At 63.0% G+C, this 15,116-nt stretch carries 15 protein-coding genes; 5 read left to right on the top strand and 10 right to left on the bottom strand.

Annotation, left to right across the window (positions count from 1 at the left end; all coding sequences use genetic code 11):
• Positions 1–132: 132 nt before the first annotated feature.
• Together QX132_RS22010 and QX132_RS22005 are read left to right on the top strand one after the other, a co-directional pair.
• Positions 133–759, top strand: a complete 627-nt coding sequence (locus QX132_RS22010; RefSeq protein ID WP_316162882.1) for a LysE family translocator — start codon at positions 133–135, stop codon at positions 757–759.
• 134 nt (positions 760–893) lie between these two features.
• Positions 894–1,658: a serine O-acetyltransferase gene (locus QX132_RS22005; protein ID WP_316162881.1), complete on the top strand. Its 765-nt coding sequence runs from the start codon at positions 894–896 to the stop codon at positions 1,656–1,658.
• Between the two features lie 34 nt (positions 1,659–1,692).
• On the opposite strand, the gene QX132_RS22000 is transcribed toward QX132_RS22005, so the two are convergent.
• The 3 genes from QX132_RS22000 to QX132_RS21990 all read right to left on the bottom strand — a co-directional run bounded on the left by QX132_RS22000 (position 1,693) and on the right by QX132_RS21990 (position 5,472).
• Positions 1,693–1,947 (bottom strand): hypothetical protein, encoded by a 255-nt coding sequence (locus QX132_RS22000; RefSeq protein ID WP_316162880.1) that lies wholly within the window; start codon positions 1,945–1,947, stop codon positions 1,693–1,695.
• 136 nt (positions 1,948–2,083) lie between these two features.
• Positions 2,084–3,706 carry a PAS domain-containing methyl-accepting chemotaxis protein gene (locus QX132_RS21995; RefSeq protein WP_316162879.1) on the bottom strand — a complete coding sequence of 541 codons (1,623 nt, stop codon included), beginning with the start codon at positions 3,704–3,706 and terminating at the stop codon, positions 2,084–2,086.
• A gap of 749 nt (positions 3,707–4,455) precedes the next feature.
• Entirely contained in the window at positions 4,456–5,472 is a 1,017-nt protein-coding gene (locus tag QX132_RS21990; RefSeq protein ID WP_315740174.1) for a YihY/virulence factor BrkB family protein, read from the bottom strand.
• Between the two features lie 362 nt (positions 5,473–5,834).
• Here QX132_RS21990 and QX132_RS21985 point away from each other — a divergent pair, with 362 nt between their 5' ends.
• Both QX132_RS21985 and QX132_RS21980 read left to right on the top strand, forming a co-directional pair.
• Positions 5,835–6,080, top strand: a complete 246-nt coding sequence (locus QX132_RS21985; RefSeq protein ID WP_315773929.1) for a DUF3551 domain-containing protein — start codon at positions 5,835–5,837, stop codon at positions 6,078–6,080.
• Between the two features lie 385 nt (positions 6,081–6,465).
• Complete coding sequence (locus QX132_RS21980; protein WP_315776198.1) at positions 6,466–7,356, top strand: hypothetical protein; 891 nt, start codon at positions 6,466–6,468, stop codon at positions 7,354–7,356.
• An 83-nt stretch (positions 7,357–7,439) separates the two neighbouring features.
• On the opposite strand, the gene QX132_RS21975 is transcribed toward QX132_RS21980, so the two are convergent.
• The 4 genes from QX132_RS21975 to QX132_RS21960 all read right to left on the bottom strand — a co-directional run bounded on the left by QX132_RS21975 (position 7,440) and on the right by QX132_RS21960 (position 10,746).
• Complete coding sequence (locus QX132_RS21975; RefSeq protein ID WP_316162878.1) at positions 7,440–7,934, bottom strand: GNAT family N-acetyltransferase; 495 nt, start codon at positions 7,932–7,934, stop codon at positions 7,440–7,442.
• A gap of 54 nt (positions 7,935–7,988) precedes the next feature.
• The gene (locus tag QX132_RS21970; RefSeq protein WP_315740183.1) at positions 7,989–8,261 is read right to left on the bottom strand and encodes a hypothetical protein; all 273 of its coding nucleotides are present in this window, start codon (positions 8,259–8,261) and stop codon (positions 7,989–7,991) included.
• A 255-nt stretch (positions 8,262–8,516) separates the two neighbouring features.
• Entirely contained in the window at positions 8,517–10,190 is a 1,674-nt protein-coding gene (locus QX132_RS21965; RefSeq protein WP_316162877.1) for an FAD-dependent oxidoreductase, read from the bottom strand.
• Positions 10,191–10,251: 61 nt separating this feature from the next.
• Positions 10,252–10,746, bottom strand: coding sequence for a MarR family winged helix-turn-helix transcriptional regulator (locus tag QX132_RS21960; protein WP_316162876.1), 495 nt, complete (start codon positions 10,744–10,746; stop codon positions 10,252–10,254).
• A 646-nt stretch (positions 10,747–11,392) separates the two neighbouring features.
• Between QX132_RS21960 and QX132_RS21955 the strand changes: the two genes are divergently transcribed.
• Positions 11,393–11,575: a hypothetical protein gene (locus QX132_RS21955; RefSeq protein ID WP_316162875.1), complete on the top strand. Its 183-nt coding sequence runs from the start codon at positions 11,393–11,395 to the stop codon at positions 11,573–11,575.
• Positions 11,576–11,820: 245 nt separating this feature from the next.
• Here QX132_RS21955 and QX132_RS21950 read toward each other — a convergent pair whose 3' ends face one another.
• The 3 genes from QX132_RS21950 to QX132_RS21940 all read right to left on the bottom strand — a co-directional run bounded on the left by QX132_RS21950 (position 11,821) and on the right by QX132_RS21940 (position 14,434).
• The gene (locus QX132_RS21950; protein ID WP_316162874.1) at positions 11,821–12,654 is read right to left on the bottom strand and encodes a hypothetical protein; all 834 of its coding nucleotides are present in this window, start codon (positions 12,652–12,654) and stop codon (positions 11,821–11,823) included.
• Between the two features lie 83 nt (positions 12,655–12,737).
• The gene (locus tag QX132_RS21945; protein WP_316162873.1) at positions 12,738–13,121 is read right to left on the bottom strand and encodes a hypothetical protein; all 384 of its coding nucleotides are present in this window, start codon (positions 13,119–13,121) and stop codon (positions 12,738–12,740) included.
• Between the two features lie 299 nt (positions 13,122–13,420).
• Positions 13,421–14,434: a hypothetical protein gene (locus QX132_RS21940; RefSeq protein ID WP_316162872.1), complete on the bottom strand. Its 1,014-nt coding sequence runs from the start codon at positions 14,432–14,434 to the stop codon at positions 13,421–13,423.
• Positions 14,435–15,116: the final 682 nt, after the last annotated feature.

Below are 15,116 nucleotides of genomic sequence, written 5' to 3'. Positions count from 1 at the left end.
CACGTCTTGCGTTGGCAGACGGATTGTGATCGTCGAGGAGAACTGCGAAGCGGGTCTCGTAACAAAGATCATTGCGGCCCGATCCGCCTCGATATACCAACGTCGCATATCTCCTCGCGAGAGACGATCAGCATGACGATCGAGACTTGGTTCGCATTTGCGGGAACGTCCATCATCCTCCTGGTGATCCCTGGGCCGACGGTTCTGCTGGTGGTCTCCTATGCGCTGGGCCAGGGGTGGCGAACCGCGCTGCCGACGGCAATCGGCGTCGCGCTGGGCGACTTCACCGCCATGACCTTGTCCATGCTGGGCGTCGGTGCGTTGCTGGCGACCTCGGCGCTGCTGTTCACCGTGCTGAAATGGATCGGCGCGGCCTATCTCGTCTGGCTCGGGATCAAGCTGTGGCAGGCTGGCGGCGCGCTGAACGCCGTGCCGCGGACCGACAGGACCTCGGCGCTGAAGATGCTCGGTCACGCCTGGATCGTCACGGCGCTGAACCCGAAGAGCATCACCTTCTTCGTCGCGTTCTTGCCGCAGTTCCTCAGTCCGAACGGCAGCTTCCTCACGCAGATGGTCGTGTTCGAATCGACTTTCGTCGTGCTCGCCTTCGCCAACGCCGTCGGCTATGCGCTGATCGCCTCGCGCGCCCGCGCGCTCGTAGGGAGCGCGAAGATGATCAGCATTTTCAACAAGGCGGGCGGCACCCTTCTGATCGGTGCGGGCGTCGCCGCCGCGGCGGCGCGGACGGCGCAGAACTGAACGGGCTGCGACCTTCGGCAGGGATTGTCGCCGGCCACATCGGATGACAACGCCCGCGAGGCGTCGTCCAGGTTTCTGCAACGCGCAGGTCAGGCTATATTGCCGCCGTCACCTGTTATCGAGCAGGCTTTGCCATGGCCGACACGCACCCATCCAGTCCCGAGCTCTGGCCGTCGATCCAGCACGAGGCCCGGCGCATCGCCGCGGCCGATCCCGTGTTCAGCCGCGCCTTGTCGGCTGCAATCCTCGACCATTCTGATCTCGGCAGTGCCGTCGCGCAGCAGATCGGCATCCGCCTCGGCAGCGGCGATGCCGCGCGCGCCCGATTTGCCGCGGTCGCGCGCGAGGCGTATGCCGCCGCGCCTGAGCTCGTCGAGGCGGCGGGTCGCGACCTCGGCGCGATCGCGACGCAGGATCCAGCGACGACGGCGCTGCTGCCGCCGCTGCTGAACTACAAAGGCTACGTCGCACTGCAGGCGCATCGCGTCGCGCACTGGCTCTGGAGCAACGGGCAACCCGACCTGGCGCTACTGCTGCAGGCGGACTCGTCAACATCCCTGCAGGTGAGCATCCATCCCTCGGCGCGGCTCGGGACCGCAGTGTTTCTCGATCATGCCACCGGCATCGTCATTGGCGCCCACAGCAGCATCGGCCACGACGTCACCATTCTGCAGAACGTTACGATCGGACGACGCGACGCGCTGCCCGGCCGCGCCCCGCGGATCGGCCGCGGCGTGCTACTCTCCTCGGGCGCGACCGTGCTGGGCGACGTCGCGGTCGGCGACTTCGCCAAGATCGGCGCCGGTGCCGTCGTCACCACCGATGTGCCGGCCGGCTGCACCGCCGTGGGCACGCCGGCTCGCCTGACGAACTGCCCGGAGCAGCCGATCCCGACCTGACCACGACTCCTCGCGACTCCTGGGACGGCCGGTTCTACGGCAATGTATCAAGCTTGCCCGCGGTGACGGAGATCAGGTCACGGATCTTGTCGCACTCGGCCGCAAGCGATGCGAGGGCCGGATCCGACCTGATGCACCGGTCCAGATTGTCGACCGCGCTTCGCCAAAGCTCCAATTCGCACCGCAGCCGTCCGACCTCGCGGGTTGCCACCGCCTCGCGCAGCCGTTCTGCCTTCGCGCCGACGATCCGCAACGAGGCCCGAGCGGGAAATGCGAGGATATCGGCCACGGATCGCCCCGGTGAGAGTGGTGGAATTCGGCAAAGGGGCGACAGGCGCATGACGCGTCGGGCGGCGGCATCGCCTGCAACCGCGCGGCGGCCTGGGTCGGCAGGCCGCCGCGCGTCGGCGCTTTTCGATCCAGCCTCAAGCCGCGGCGCGCTCGGCCAGAGCCTGAGCTTCTGCAGCGGCACGCGCCATGCTGGACGACATCTCGCTCGTGACGGTGCTCTGCTCCTCGACGGCGGCGGCCGTCGACGTCACATACTCGCTGACGTTCTGGATCGCCTGCTTGATCGAGCCGAGAGACGTGACGACGCCCCCGGAGATATTGTTGAGACTGTCGATCTCGGTCGCGATCTTGTCGGTGGCGGTCTTCGCCTGGGTGGCGAGGTTCTTGACCTCGGATGCAACGACGGCAAAGCCCCTGCCCGCTTCGCCGGCCCTGGCGGACTCGATGGTGGCATTCAGCGCCAGCAGATTGATCTGGCCGGTGATGTTGTGGATCATCTCGACGATGCCGCTCATCGACTGAGCGGCATCGGAGAGCCGCTGTGCCTGCGCGTCGGCTGCGGTGACACGGTCCACCGCGCCCATGGCGGTCTCGCGCGACTTCGTCATCGCTTCGGAAATCTCGCGCACGGACGCGTTGAGCTCCTCTGCGCCCGCCGCCACCGATTCCATCATGGCCCGCACGCGCTCGTTGCCCATGCGAACGAAGACCTGCCGGGTGACGTCGGTCGCATATTTGACCACCTTGAACGGCTTGCCGTTGAGGTCGAGGATCGGATTGTAGGAGGCCTGGATATAGACTTCCCTGCCGCCCTTGCCGATGCGCTTGTACTCGGCCGACTGGTACTGGCCGCGGTTCAGGCTCGTCCAGAAATCGCGATAGGCAGCGCTCTCCCGCTCGGACGCTTCGACGAACATGCTGTGATGCTTGCCCTGGATCTCGGCCAGGGTGTAGCCGAGCGCGCGAAGGAAGTTGTCGTTCGCGGTGATGATCGTACCGTCCATGTTGAACTCGATCACCGCCTGGGACTTGCCGATGGCCTCGATCTGCCCGGCGAGGTCGGCGTTCTTCAGCTTCTGCGCGGTGACATCGGTCGCGAACTTGACGACCCCGATCGGCCTGCCCGTCGCATCGAGCACCGGATTGTAGGTGGCGAGGATCCAAACTTCCTTGCCGCCCTTGCCGATGCGCTTGTATTCGCCGCCCTGGTATTCGCCGCGATTGAGCGCAGCCCAGAACTCGCGGTAGGCCGGGCTGTCGCGCAGCGCGGGTTCGACGAACATGCTGTGATGCTTGCCCTGGATCTCGTCGAGGCGGTAGCCCAGCGCATCGAGGAAATTCTTGTTGGCACTGACGATGGTGCCGTCGAGCTTGAACTCGATCATGGCCTGCGCGCGATCGATGGCGGCAAGCTTGGAGCCGTCGGCCATGCTGCGCAGCTTCTTCTCGGTGACGTCGGTCGCGAACTTGACGACCTTCACCGGCTTGCCGGCGCTGTCGAGGACGGGATTGTAGGACGCCTCGATCCAGACTTCGCGACCGCCCTTGCCGATCCGCTTGAACTCGGCAGCCTTGAACTCACCCTGGCGCAGTGCGGCCCAGAACTCGCGGTAGGCGGCACTGTCGCGCTCCGAAGGATCCACGAACATGCTGTGGTTCCCGCCCTGGATTTCCTGCAACTGATACCCGACCGCGTTCAGGAAGTTCTGGTTGGCGGTGATGATCGTGCCATCGAGCTGGAATTCGATCACGGCCATCGCACGACTGATTGCTGCAAGCTGCGCTTCGGCGTCCGAGCGGCTATTCGATCGAAACAACAAGGTGACCTCCAGATGATGAGTACGTTTTCAGATGATCGGCGACGGTGACGGTTGCCCATGCGACCGACGCACATGTCTGCGCAAAGATTGATGCAACTTGTTCCACTCTCGTTAAAGCGCGTTGATAAATCCGGTTTTTCCGTAGTTCTACCGTTGTGGCATGATGTCAGACATACAATGACGCCGCGCGGAAGCTGCGCTGCGGCGCCCCAACATCAAAGGTGAAGCGTACGATGCTGCATCCAGAGATCGCGGGCGGAAGGATCCGGCGATCCGCACGGACAGGGCGGACCGCCGCTCCCGTCATATTTCATTTCGCAGGCGCACCCGGTCGGAAAGATTGCCGCAGCCCATCTCGTTGGCCCTTGGGCGCGTCAGGTCGGGATCGCGGTAGGCGCCGATCAGCGGATCGCCGCCGCGGGAGCGGACCTGGAACGTGCAGCAGATATCGCCGCGTCGACGACCAGGCTGACGTCATGGTGCCGGAGATGCTGGTTGGCGCCCTCGATATGGTCGCACAGCCACGAGCGGGCGGACGGCGGCGCGGATCACCCGGCGCCATCCTGAAATGATAGATGATCAACTGGCTCCGTCCACCCAACCTGCATCGATCAGGCATTCCTCAGGAGATGTGCGCCTGCGACCAGACGTTTTCCATCTTCACCGCGTCGAGCGCGGCCGCCGGCTCATCGATGCAATACGGCTTCGACAGGATGCGGACGTCCCGCGGCGCCGGTGATGGTGTCACGCAGAGTCTGATGCTCCAATTCGGCATCGAGCTCGGCGCCGATCAGGATCACGATGGCGGAGATCCAGATCCAGGTCATGAAGCCGATGGCGGCGCCGAGCGAGCCGTAGGTCGCGTTGAAGCTGCCGAAATTGGCCGCATACCAGGAGAACAGCGCCGAGCCTGCGAGCCACAGCACCGCTGCCAGCGCGCCGCCCCAGCTGATCCAGCGCCATCTGGGCTCCTCGCGGTCCGGCCCGTAGCGGTAGATCAGAGCCAGTCCGAGCGCGACGCAGATGAAGATGACCGGCCAGCGGCCGATCCGCAACACCAGGTCGCCGGCCTCGGACATGCCGAGATAGTTCAGCAGCACCGGGAGCACGACGACGGCTCCGATCGCGAGCAGCGCGAACAGGATCGCGCCTCCGGTGAACAGCAGCGAAATCGCGTTCAGCTTGATGAAGCCACGCCTCTCCGGCTCGCGATAGACGACGTTGAGCGTATCGAATAGCGACTTCATCGCGGCATTGGCGCTCCATAGCGAGATCGCGAGGCTGACCAGGAAAGTGATGCCGAGCGCCTGAGTGCCGTTGGCGGAGACGCGCGTCAACTGGTCGCGCGCGATGTCGATGGCGCCGCCCGGCATCACGCCCTGCAACTGCTCCAGATGTCCGGTGATCCTGGCCGGATCGGAAAACAGGCCGTAGATTGCCACCAGCGCGGCCAGCGCCGGAAAGATCGCCAGCAGGGTGTAGAATGTCATGCCTGCGGCGAGCGCAACGATCCTGTGCTCGGTGACGTTCTCGTAGACCCGGAACAAGACGTCCTTCCAGCTGCGCGCGGGAATCTCCGAGGGCGAACGCGCCAACCGGCCGTGTCCATCGTCGACCCTGCTCGCGCGTCCCGTGCGCCCGGCCTGTTCGGGCCGCTGATCGAAATAGTGGATCAGGAACGCGAACCCGAGCAGAGCCAGCATCCCGCCGGTGCCAGGTGAGCGCGGGCTGCTCGCGAAAACGCTCGGGGAGTCGCGATGGGCGGCGTCTGACGTCCTGGATCGGCGAAACATGGGATCGGTCCATCACTAGCGGCGAAAAAGGCAACCGGGGCGGTGGACGAATGTTCCGGCATCACGCCATGACGCGCGTTGCCGAGCTCCGCGACGGTGGGGCTGCCTCAGATCTTCAAAAGGCCAACTCGGGCAAGCGCCGACATGCAGATATTTTCGTTCGTCGGTGAACGCGAAGCTGCGACGCCGACACAACAGTTAATGCTGCGCGCGAGGAACGGGCCTGCGTACCCTCGCGTTGCAACGGTACTTTTCAACGCAAGGATGAACGCATGCGCCGCCTGCTGTTTGCTTCGCTGTCTGCCACCGCCGTCCTCGCGGGCTTCGCCGCGATCTCGCCCGCCTCCGCCGCGCAGGACCGCTACTGCCTGCAAGGCAGGATCTGGGGCTATCCGGGCAACTGCCAATTCTCCACCTATCGCCAGTGCCTGGCTGCGGCCTCCGGCACCGATGCCGGCTGCGGTATCAACCCCACCTACGCCTATGCCCGGCAGCGCGGCTACGACCGACGCTATTGAGCGCGGGTCATTGCATCAGCCTCTCGCGCGGTGAACGGGCAGCGCCATCGATCGAGACATGGCTGCGATCGGAAGGTGGCTGCGATTGAAACATGGCTGGCGGCGACATCTCTGGCCGCCACGCCCCCTGGCCCTGCCCTATTGCGTCGCGCAACGGCACCATGATCCGTTAGCTGTTGCGGCAACTCCCATCTGAGGCCGGCAGCCGCGCGTCCTCTCCTCCTCCGCCGCTCCGTGCGCGGAACATTGCGCCTCGCTGTCGCTTATACGGCGACCAATGTCGAACCGGAGGAGGACCATCATGGACGGACTGATTTATCTCGTGGGGTTGATCGTGGTCATCATGGCCGTTCTGTCGTTCTTCGGCCTGCGCTGAGACGGCATCATGGCCATGGAAACCGCGCCGGTCGTCACGTCACCCGTTGCAAGCGCGACGGCCGATAGCTGGACCCTGCAATGGACGCCGGTCGTTGCAGGAGCCATCACCGCCGCTGCGGTCTCTTCGATCCTGATCGGCTTTGCCATGTCGGTCGGCCTCGGTGTCAGCTCCACCGCGCCGACATGGCGCGACGCCTCGGTGGCGCTCTGGCTCCTGTCAGGGCTGTATCTGGTGCTGCAGGCGCTGATCAGCTTCGGCTGCGGCGGCTACATGGCGGGCCGCCTGCGCGCGCCGCACGGGCTTGCCGAAAGCGAAGAGATCGAAAAGCGCGACGGCCTGCATGGCGTCGCGGCCTGGGCGCTGGCGGTCGTGCTCGGCGTCACCCTGGCCGTGCTCGGCGCGTCCGCGGCGACACGGACCAATCCGCTGGCTGCGCCGGCGACGGCCAATGAGCCGTCGGTCCTGAGCTATGAGCTCGACCATCTGTTCCGCGCGCCGCGGCGGGCGCCCAGCCCGGATCTCGCACCCGCGCGCAGCGAAGCCGGACGCATCCTGCTCACGGCATCGAGCCACAATGGCGTCAGCCCGGAGGATCGCGGCTATCTCGTGCAGATGGTCAGCGGCACGACCGGTCTCGCTGCTCCCGATGCCGAGCGGCGGGTGGACAGCGTGATCGCACAAGCCAAGAGCGCGATCTCGCGCACGCGCGCCGGCACCGTCATCCTGGCGTTCTCGGTTGCCACCGCGCTGCTGCTCGGCGCCGTCGCAGCCTGGGCGGCCGCGGAGAGCGGTGGCCGTCACCGCGACGGCAAGCCTGTCACCGGATGGATGCTGCACGCCAACCGCTTCAGCCGGCGGCGCGACATGTGGCGCCGGCCGATGTCGATGCCGGAATAGAGCACGTCATGAACCGCAAGTGGCCCGGCCCATCGCCGGGCCGCTTCGCATGGCACCGCCACCGCGAAAGAAGCGCGTGCAATTCAGGCGAGCCGCAGAATCATCAGGTTCGCGTCGCCGCCATAGCTGCCGGTCGGATCGGTGGCGGCGGCTGCCTTGTCGACTGCAAATCCCTGCCTCTCCCAGAATTGCGTCGAGCCGTTGACGGCGATCAGCGACAGCGACGTCAGGCCGAGCGCACGCGCGTGTCGGATCAGCTCCTCAACGATCACTGTCGCCGAGCCGCTGCCGCGGACCTCGGGCAGCAAGGCGAGATCGTGGATGTAGTAGGTCGATGCGGGCGACGGAATGCTTCCGATCAGCACGTTCAAGGCCGGCGGCCGGCCGAGCTGCCAGGGATGGCTGAGCACATAGCCGGCGATCCCGGCGCCAGCCGCGAGCAGCACGCGGCATCCATCGGGGTGGAGACGCAGGCGCTCCGCGAAAACACGCCTGTCCTCGGGATAGTTCGGGTGCACGCGGGCCGCGATCCCATCGACATCAGCAAGATCGCCTGGCGCCATTGCACGCCAACTCATGCGGCCCGCGCCGGGCTGGTTCTCGCTCACTCGTCCTTGCTCACTTGTCGTTGCTCACTTGGCGAGCGCCAGCCAGCGCTCGCCGGCCGACAGCGCCGCCGGCCACAGCGCCTCCGTCGGCTGCCCGCGATGCAGCGCCTTGCCGACCTCACAGATCGACATGAAGGCCGCCGAGCGCGCCTCCTCCACCTCGAGCGGCTGCTCCGCGCTCGGGCTGCGGACCAGGCCCATCAGGCCGTTCAACGTCTGCAGGGCCGCTTCCGGCGGGCTCGCCTCCGCCGCCCTCAGCGCAGCCACGATCTGCTGCGCCTTTTCCGATTCGGTCATCACGTCGGTCATCGTCGCTTCGTTCGCCCGTGCCTCACGGGAGAACGCTAGCAGCCGGACGAAGGTCGGGCAATGCTTGGGCAGACGGCGCCCCAATGCCGAACGCGCAGCGCCGACGTGCTCCTCAGCTCAACCCTGCCGATGACGTTGGTGTCGATGACGCGCCGGATGTCCAAGAGGTTCTGATCGTGAGGGCGTAGAAGCCGATCGGCGGCGCGCCGCCGCGGGTCCATTTCGCCCCGCACGACCGAGAGCTCAGGGAGTGCGTGCATCCCCTCCGAGTGCCCGAGCCAGCACGCTGCCAAGCATGCCGGCCTGCGCAGCGCTCCCGCGCCAGGCCACGATCTGGTCGGGACGGATCAACGCGAGGTCGGCCTCGTAGAGATCACGCAAGGCCCGCGGCAAGGTGACGATCTCGACGTCGGCACGCAGCGGCCCCATGGCCTCACGGAGTTGATCCTCATCGAGGTCGCTGCCCTCACAACGCAGCAGCGTCCATTCGAAGCCGAAGCGGTCGTACAGCGAGATACCGTGCTCCAGCCAGGCATGCGGCGCGCGGCCGCCGGGACAAGCGCTCGGCACGTAGACGTTGGCCGCATCCGGCGGCGGCCGAGTGCCGTCGGGGACGACGATCGGTGAGCCGTCGTAGCGGCCGCCGAAAGTGATGCCGGGGATGTTGAACTCGGCGCGCGCATGCCGATCGAGATGGGCGCTGGCGATGCGCCGAGCCTCGTCGCCGGCCGCTGTCGCGTCCTCGATCTCGGGCACCGCGGCAAACAGGCCGAGCGAATCCGCAAATCGGCGCGCGTAGTCGGTGTTGCGCAGCGCCACCGGACGACGCTCGGCTTCGTAGCTGTCGAGCAGCGAGACGGGACTCGTTCCCTTGACGACGCTCGCGAGCTTCCAGCCCAGATTGACCGCGTCCTCGATCGCGGTGTTGTAGCCGAGTCCGCCGGTCGGCGTGAACAGATGCGCCGCATCACCGCCAAGGAAGACCCGGCCGCGCTGCATGCTCTCGGCGACCAGCGCATGACCCGCGGTCCAGGTGAGGTGCGAAAGCACCTCGCAGGGAATGGGCGCACCGCAGGCGCGCTGGAACGCTGTCCTTGCATCATCGGCAGTGATCGCGCGTTCGTCCTCGCCCGGCCGCAGCTGGGTGTGGAAGGCAAACTCGTCGCGGCCGTTCACCGCGGCCATGAAGGCGCGACGGTCACGATTGAAGCAGACATACATCCAGGCCCGCGCATGGGGGATGCTGGCGTAGAACTCCGGCGAGCGGAGATAGACCGCGAGCATGCGGCCGCCCATGAAATCGCGCTCTATTCCCGTCGTTCCGCCATAGGAGATCCCGAGCGTTTGTCGCACCCGGGAGCGCGGACCGTCGGCGCCGATCAGGAAATCAGCCGCGACCTCGCAGCGCGCACCGTCGCTGACACGCTCGACGTCGGCGGCAATGCCGCCGTCATCGGCGACGTAGCCGATCAACCGATGCCCGTAGTGCAGCTGAATGCCTGCAAGCCGCGCTGCGTGCCGGCGCAGGATCGCCTCGACGAACTTCTGCGACACCCGATGCGGCAGCTCGGCCGCGCTCCATGAGCCGGACAGACCCTTCACCAGTTCCGTCGCGCGTGCTGCGGACGGCAATTGAAAACGTGCCAGCTCATGCGCCGTGTAGCGCGTGAAATAGGCGACGTCGGTCGGGTAGTCCGCGGGCAGGCCGGCGCGCCGGACCTCGTCGGCGAAGCCGAGCCGGCGGAAATGCTCCATCGTCCGCGCCTGCGTCGCGTTGGCCTGCGGGTTGAAGGCCGTTCCCGGCTTCTCGTCGACCAGGATTGCGGACACGCCGCGGCGGCCAAGCTCGTTGGCCAGCATCAGCCCGCACGGCCCGCCACCCGCGATCAGCACCGAGGCGCTCAGACGTTCGATCACGGCGCTTCTCCTCGCAATGGAGGAAGGCTACCGCGCCCCGCAAAATAGTCAAGCAACCTGACTATCTGACGTCGCTGAGCGTATCGAAGCGGGCGCCGTAGGCCTGCAATCCCTGCAGGATCGCGTCCATCGCCGCCTTGCCGAGCTCCTTGCGCATCTCGCCTTCGGCCACATCGACGGCATCGCCAAACGCCTCTAGCCATTTCAGTCCGGCCGGCGTGAAGCGGACGAGGCGCGCGCGCCGGTCGCTCGGATCGGCCTCGCGCGACACCAGCCTCAGCTCGGCGCATTGATCGACCAGTTCGCCCATCGCCTGCTTGCTCATCGAGGCCCGCCGCGCGAGCTCGGTCAGCCGCGTGCCCTCGACATCGAGATTGCGCGTGAGGCTGACATGAGCGATTCGCGTTTCGCCGTGACCGCTCTCCGCCATCAGCTGGAGAACCCGGGATTCGAACCGGCGCACCGCATTGTTGAGCAACCGGCCGACATTGGCGTGCCGCCAGGCCGTTCCGGTTCGTCCCGCAAGCGGCGCCGTGCGTGGAGATCGCGCTGTCATGTCGGGAACACCTCGCTTCATCGAGCTACGCTGGACCAGGGTAGCAGGCGCAAGGTGACATCGGGAAAAGCGTGAGTTGTCACGCCAAGAAATGGTCGGAGCGGCAGGATTCGAACCTGCGACCCCTGCGTCCCGAACGCAGAGCATATTTCTTAAGTTATTGATTTTTCTTGATGTGGCGGGTGCTTCCATCACGTTCTGTTCACGCTCGTTTCACCCAATTCGTTGCGATTTCGTTGCGGCGTTCTCGGTGAGAACAGCTCATACATTCCCGATGATCTCGGCTTAACAGCTTGCCTCTTACCTAGGGCGTGATCTCGCGAAGCTCCCCTGAGAACCCGATCGTCAAGATAGCCGGCTTGGCTGTCTGCTTTTGAAATCGATCGGTGCTGTGCACGCGCGAAGAGCGCCGCGAGCGTGGGTCACGACAAGGGATCGAACTTGAGACCCTAACCATGTCAAGGTAGTCCGGGACACAAATTCTCGCGTGAAATCAAAGCGAAAGGGCCGATAGAGTGCAAAACGGAGCATGAACGAGACTGGAACAACGGGCCATTTACTGTTGACGTGCTGTTGACGGGACCCTGCTTTGTCGTTCGACGCGCGAGTTCTCGCATCCCGGCACCTCGGGCGACATCATCCCGGAATGCTGGGTGGCATCGAGCGGAGTCAGCTCACGGCAATGCCGGTGATCCTGAGCACCAAGGAAGAGCGGGACGTTTTGATGCGCGCACCGGACGAGGCCAAGGCACTGCAGCAGCCGACGCTCGACGGCACGCTGAAAATTGTGAAGCGTGGCGCGGACAAGGAAGATTGTGCTGCGGCTTGAGGTTTCCCGGCCTTCATCTCAGCTAGGTCCGTTGATGCTTCAACAGCCGAAATCTTAAGACTGCCCTTGCGTGTCCGTCTAGGGCGAATTGCGGACGTGACCGGGCCGCCGGACCGTACCCTGAATGGCCCTGGAGGCTGCCGACTTGCGGCGCTGCATCAAGTCGGCAACTATCCGAGGTACACCGGCCGTGACGCTAGCTCGTTCGGGACGGCAGCAAGTGACCCATTGCAGACGAACGTTACCTAGATTTCAGCTTCGTTGACGGTGGGCTTTTGAAGCTCCGTCTCCACCTTGCCCTCCTTCTGCTTCCGTGCCCGGAAGAATATTGCGTTTCTCGGCCTACCGCCCACCTTCCATCCGAAACGATTACCGCAATCCTCAAGGTAGTACCTTAGCCATTCGTATTTGGTGGATATACGATGATCTTTGTATTTGGGTTTGCACAGTTTCCGGACCAACCGTGTTGTTACTCCGCCGAGGTCTTCTATCGACCTCGAGTTCTTCAATGTGAGAGTCCTTGGTCGACTGTCAATATAAAACGGGCCGAAAATATCCAAGTGAAACATACCATCGAAATCTTCGCGGCAGGGTGGATGTTCGATAAACCATTCGACTCCCATTGTGATTGAGAGAGAGATGTTCAAGTTGCCGTAAACTTTCCTCGGGACGACAATACGCGGATATTGCGCGAACTGACTTTCCAGTTCATACGCTTCAATGAGAGCTGGTCCAAAGACCGCTTGCTCAACGTGGTATAAGTTTCCAACCGTAAGCGCGCCTCGGACGAGGATTCCCCTGGTCAACATTTCCAAGGCTAGACGGCCCCCGTACGACGCCAGAAATGCAGCCGGCATAAAGTTGTTTCGAGCAAGCAGCCGAACGGAAGATACGATACAATCTGAAAAAGCCGTGACCCGAAAGTCAAAGTCCGACATCGCCGCGTCCTTGTACTGAATCTGACTGTGCGCCGAGACGTTAAGAGCATCAATGATGTCGCTCTCTCTACCGTTTCTGACCAGATTTCGAAAACCCAACAAATCGAGAAAGAGCGTCGCCCGCCGCTGATACACAGACATTGCAGCCTCGCCAGCATTCGTTCGATCCAATTAGCATAATTTCGTATTGTGAACGAGAAAGTGTCGGTTAGCCGAGGCTAAGATCATCCATTCGTGGGCGGAATTGTAATCGCGAGAACGAACCGGATCACGACAAACGTCAGAATGAGCACGAAAAGGCACCATTCAGACCAATGCACGCGGCCGCCAAGAAAGTAGCCAAACAAGGTCCCCCCGACTATTGATGTCGCTCCCATAAGAAGGACACCGTTGGCCATACCAAACTGGTCGTTCCTGCCGAAGAAATAAAGGGTCAGCAGAAGAAGCAGCGATGCCGTCCCAACCAAAAATGCAAAACCAAACGTAGCGGTACTGAACATTGATTGCCATTCGCTTACAGATGATGCCGTCCTTGCCGACAAGAAATTGAGCGCAATGTTGGCAGACGACACAAGAAACGAGAATATGAGAATATATGCCTGCGTCATGGGTCTGTTCCTCCAATCAACGGGATGAGCAAGTCTAGTCAAGCGAAGGAAGTCATACAATCGGCCAATGACTGCTGCCGCCCCGCTCCGGCTGTACGCGCGATCTTCGTGCAGGACTTGGAGTCGCGACTGCTTTCTCCAACGGAAGGGATCGGACGGCAAGCCGTCGAATCGCTGGAGCGAACGTCAACTTCTGCTGCTGAGGCTAGATCGACCGTCGTTGGTCGTGCATCGTGACAGTCGGAACTGACCCATAACAGACACGGCAGTCAGGCGGGAGGCCAAAGAATGCGCCGAGCCTAAGTGACGCGCCTACTTGGCGTGGACTCTAGGGCGAGAAGTCTATCAAGCGCCATCGCGAAGTCAGTGGACGTCAGTCTCTTAGCTATGCTCGCTCCTCGTTTGTCTTGCATTTCCTGTTCCAACCGCTTCACCTCGTCGAAATGCTTGCCTCGGCGCGCGTCGTAGAGCTGGCCGGCGTAGCTCAGATCAGCTAATATCGGGCCATATTTCGCAGCGTTCGCTCCTGCTCTTGAAGCCAATTTCCCGAATATGCGAAGATAGCCTTTAGACTCGGGCGCGGGATCCATTACGTCGAAAAACGGTACTTCGATCAATCTATCGTGTGACAGACCAAACAGCTTGACGAGTTGAGGCAATCTGCGTGGTAACTGAAACGAGCCCCGCTTGTCTTCTCCGTCCTTGATGCATTCGAGCAGACGCCTCAATAACATCGGGCCACAAACAATTCGCGACCATTGCGCTACCTTAGATTCCAGCGTGTATGCATCTACCAGGGCAGGTCCAATGGTTTCTGTTTCAGACCAATAGATATCGCCAACTTCGATTCCACCTCGTATCGTGTATCCCTCATCCAATGCACTAATCCACGCTCCTTGTATGCTGAAGTACAACGTCCTGAACGCATCCCAAAACACCTCGGGTGTTAGTCGTTTCGGAAGCGCGTAACAAAGCACCAGCGAGTCAGACACGGTGTGAACCCGCACGCCATGCAATGACCACTCCGGGAATGTAGCTGTCAGCCCACGCGCCGTTCGCCGGATTTTCCCCCAGCCCTGCTGTCCGCTCAATCGTTCACCTCCCCGCTGCACGCGCCCCTTAAGGCGCATCAATCGTTCGAGCGGAGACTTTGTCTTACTCCTCCAGTGGCGTTTAACGTCCGCCGAAAAACCAAGTAGATCAATAAATGCGATTATAGCATTGCCTTGGAAGTCGCGGGGCTTGCCATGGACGCGCTGTCGGGTGCCAAAGACCGTCTCTTTGCTGAAGTGAATGGTTCGAGGATCTGGCATGCTGGTTTGGCTTACTCAAGATTGCCTCTGATTATAGACACACCAATTGCGCGACGGAACCCCTTTGCCTCATCGGCGGAGACTCTTTCGCGAGTCTTTCAACGTCCGGAGTCGGCCCATGGCTGCTGACCTTCGATGTCCGCGCTGACGGTCGCGACCGGAGGTAACCCGGACATAGTGATCCAGCCCGGTTCGATCGTGAATACCAGCAGCCCTCCACGTCCGTAACGGGCTGTTCGTGTCGTGCCGATCGCCGGCCCGCCACTTCTGGTCTGCCCCGATCAACGGACATATTCCGATACTGTCCAGGTTGAAAGCGAGCCGCGCGCGGACGCGCCATTTCGAAAGCCGACCGAGACGCTCCTACATCGGTCAGCCATCGATGGTCTGACTCACCTGCCCCAGCATCCTCGAGCCGCGCGACTATAGCTACGTATATGTGGCCCATAGTGATATCGCCGATTGACGAAACCAGCGCGAGAGCGCCAGCTTGGAAGGGTTTCGGCGGCTGAATACTTTCAAGGCGCATTCGGACAAAAAGGCAGCTCTAGGAGCTATTGAACCGCAATAGCTTTTCCGGATTGTCCGAACTGACCAAGGCCAACGAACTGACCAAGGCCAAAAATCGCCCCCACCCGCCCATCCACGGGCCGGAGACGTTCACTCTGCCTGAAAACAATGC

Source organism: Bradyrhizobium sp. SZCCHNRI20481, from assembly GCF_032485055.1.
In the GTDB taxonomy this organism is placed as follows: domain Bacteria; phylum Pseudomonadota; class Alphaproteobacteria; order Rhizobiales; family Xanthobacteraceae; genus Bradyrhizobium.
The sequence above is the reverse complement of the archived record's forward strand: the minus strand, read 5'-3'. Positions and strand labels throughout refer to the sequence as shown.

Bases quoted from the DNA above. Each gene is read 5' to 3' on its own strand.
- QX132_RS21950 (WP_316162874.1), bottom strand. From the start codon at position 12,654: ATGTCTGTGTATCAGCGGCGGGCGACGCTCTTTCTCGATTTGTTGGGT.
- QX132_RS21940 (WP_316162872.1), bottom strand. From the start codon at position 14,434: ATGCCAGATCCTCGAACCATTCACTTCAGCAAAGAGACGGTCTTTGGC.
- QX132_RS21980 (WP_315776198.1), top strand. From the start codon at position 6,466: ATGGCCATGGAAACCGCGCCGGTCGTCACGTCACCCGTTGCAAGCGCG.
- QX132_RS21990 (WP_315740174.1), bottom strand. From the start codon at position 5,472: ATGCTGGCTCTGCTCGGGTTCGCGTTCCTGATCCACTATTTCGATCAG.
- QX132_RS22010 (WP_316162882.1), top strand. From the start codon at position 133: ATGACGATCGAGACTTGGTTCGCATTTGCGGGAACGTCCATCATCCTC.
- QX132_RS21995 (WP_316162879.1), bottom strand. From the start codon at position 3,706: ATGGCCGTGATCGAATTCCAGCTCGATGGCACGATCATCACCGCCAAC.
- QX132_RS21960 (WP_316162876.1), bottom strand. From the start codon at position 10,746: ATGACAGCGCGATCTCCACGCACGGCGCCGCTTGCGGGACGAACCGGA.
- QX132_RS21945 (WP_316162873.1), bottom strand. From the start codon at position 13,121: ATGACGCAGGCATATATTCTCATATTCTCGTTTCTTGTGTCGTCTGCC.
- QX132_RS21975 (WP_316162878.1), bottom strand. From the start codon at position 7,934: ATGAGTTGGCGTGCAATGGCGCCAGGCGATCTTGCTGATGTCGATGGG.
- QX132_RS21985 (WP_315773929.1), top strand. From the start codon at position 5,835: ATGCGCCGCCTGCTGTTTGCTTCGCTGTCTGCCACCGCCGTCCTCGCG.
- QX132_RS21970 (WP_315740183.1), bottom strand. From the start codon at position 8,261: ATGACCGAATCGGAAAAGGCGCAGCAGATCGTGGCTGCGCTGAGGGCG.
- QX132_RS22005 (WP_316162881.1), top strand. From the start codon at position 894: ATGGCCGACACGCACCCATCCAGTCCCGAGCTCTGGCCGTCGATCCAG.
- QX132_RS21955 (WP_316162875.1), top strand. From the start codon at position 11,393: ATGCTGGGTGGCATCGAGCGGAGTCAGCTCACGGCAATGCCGGTGATC.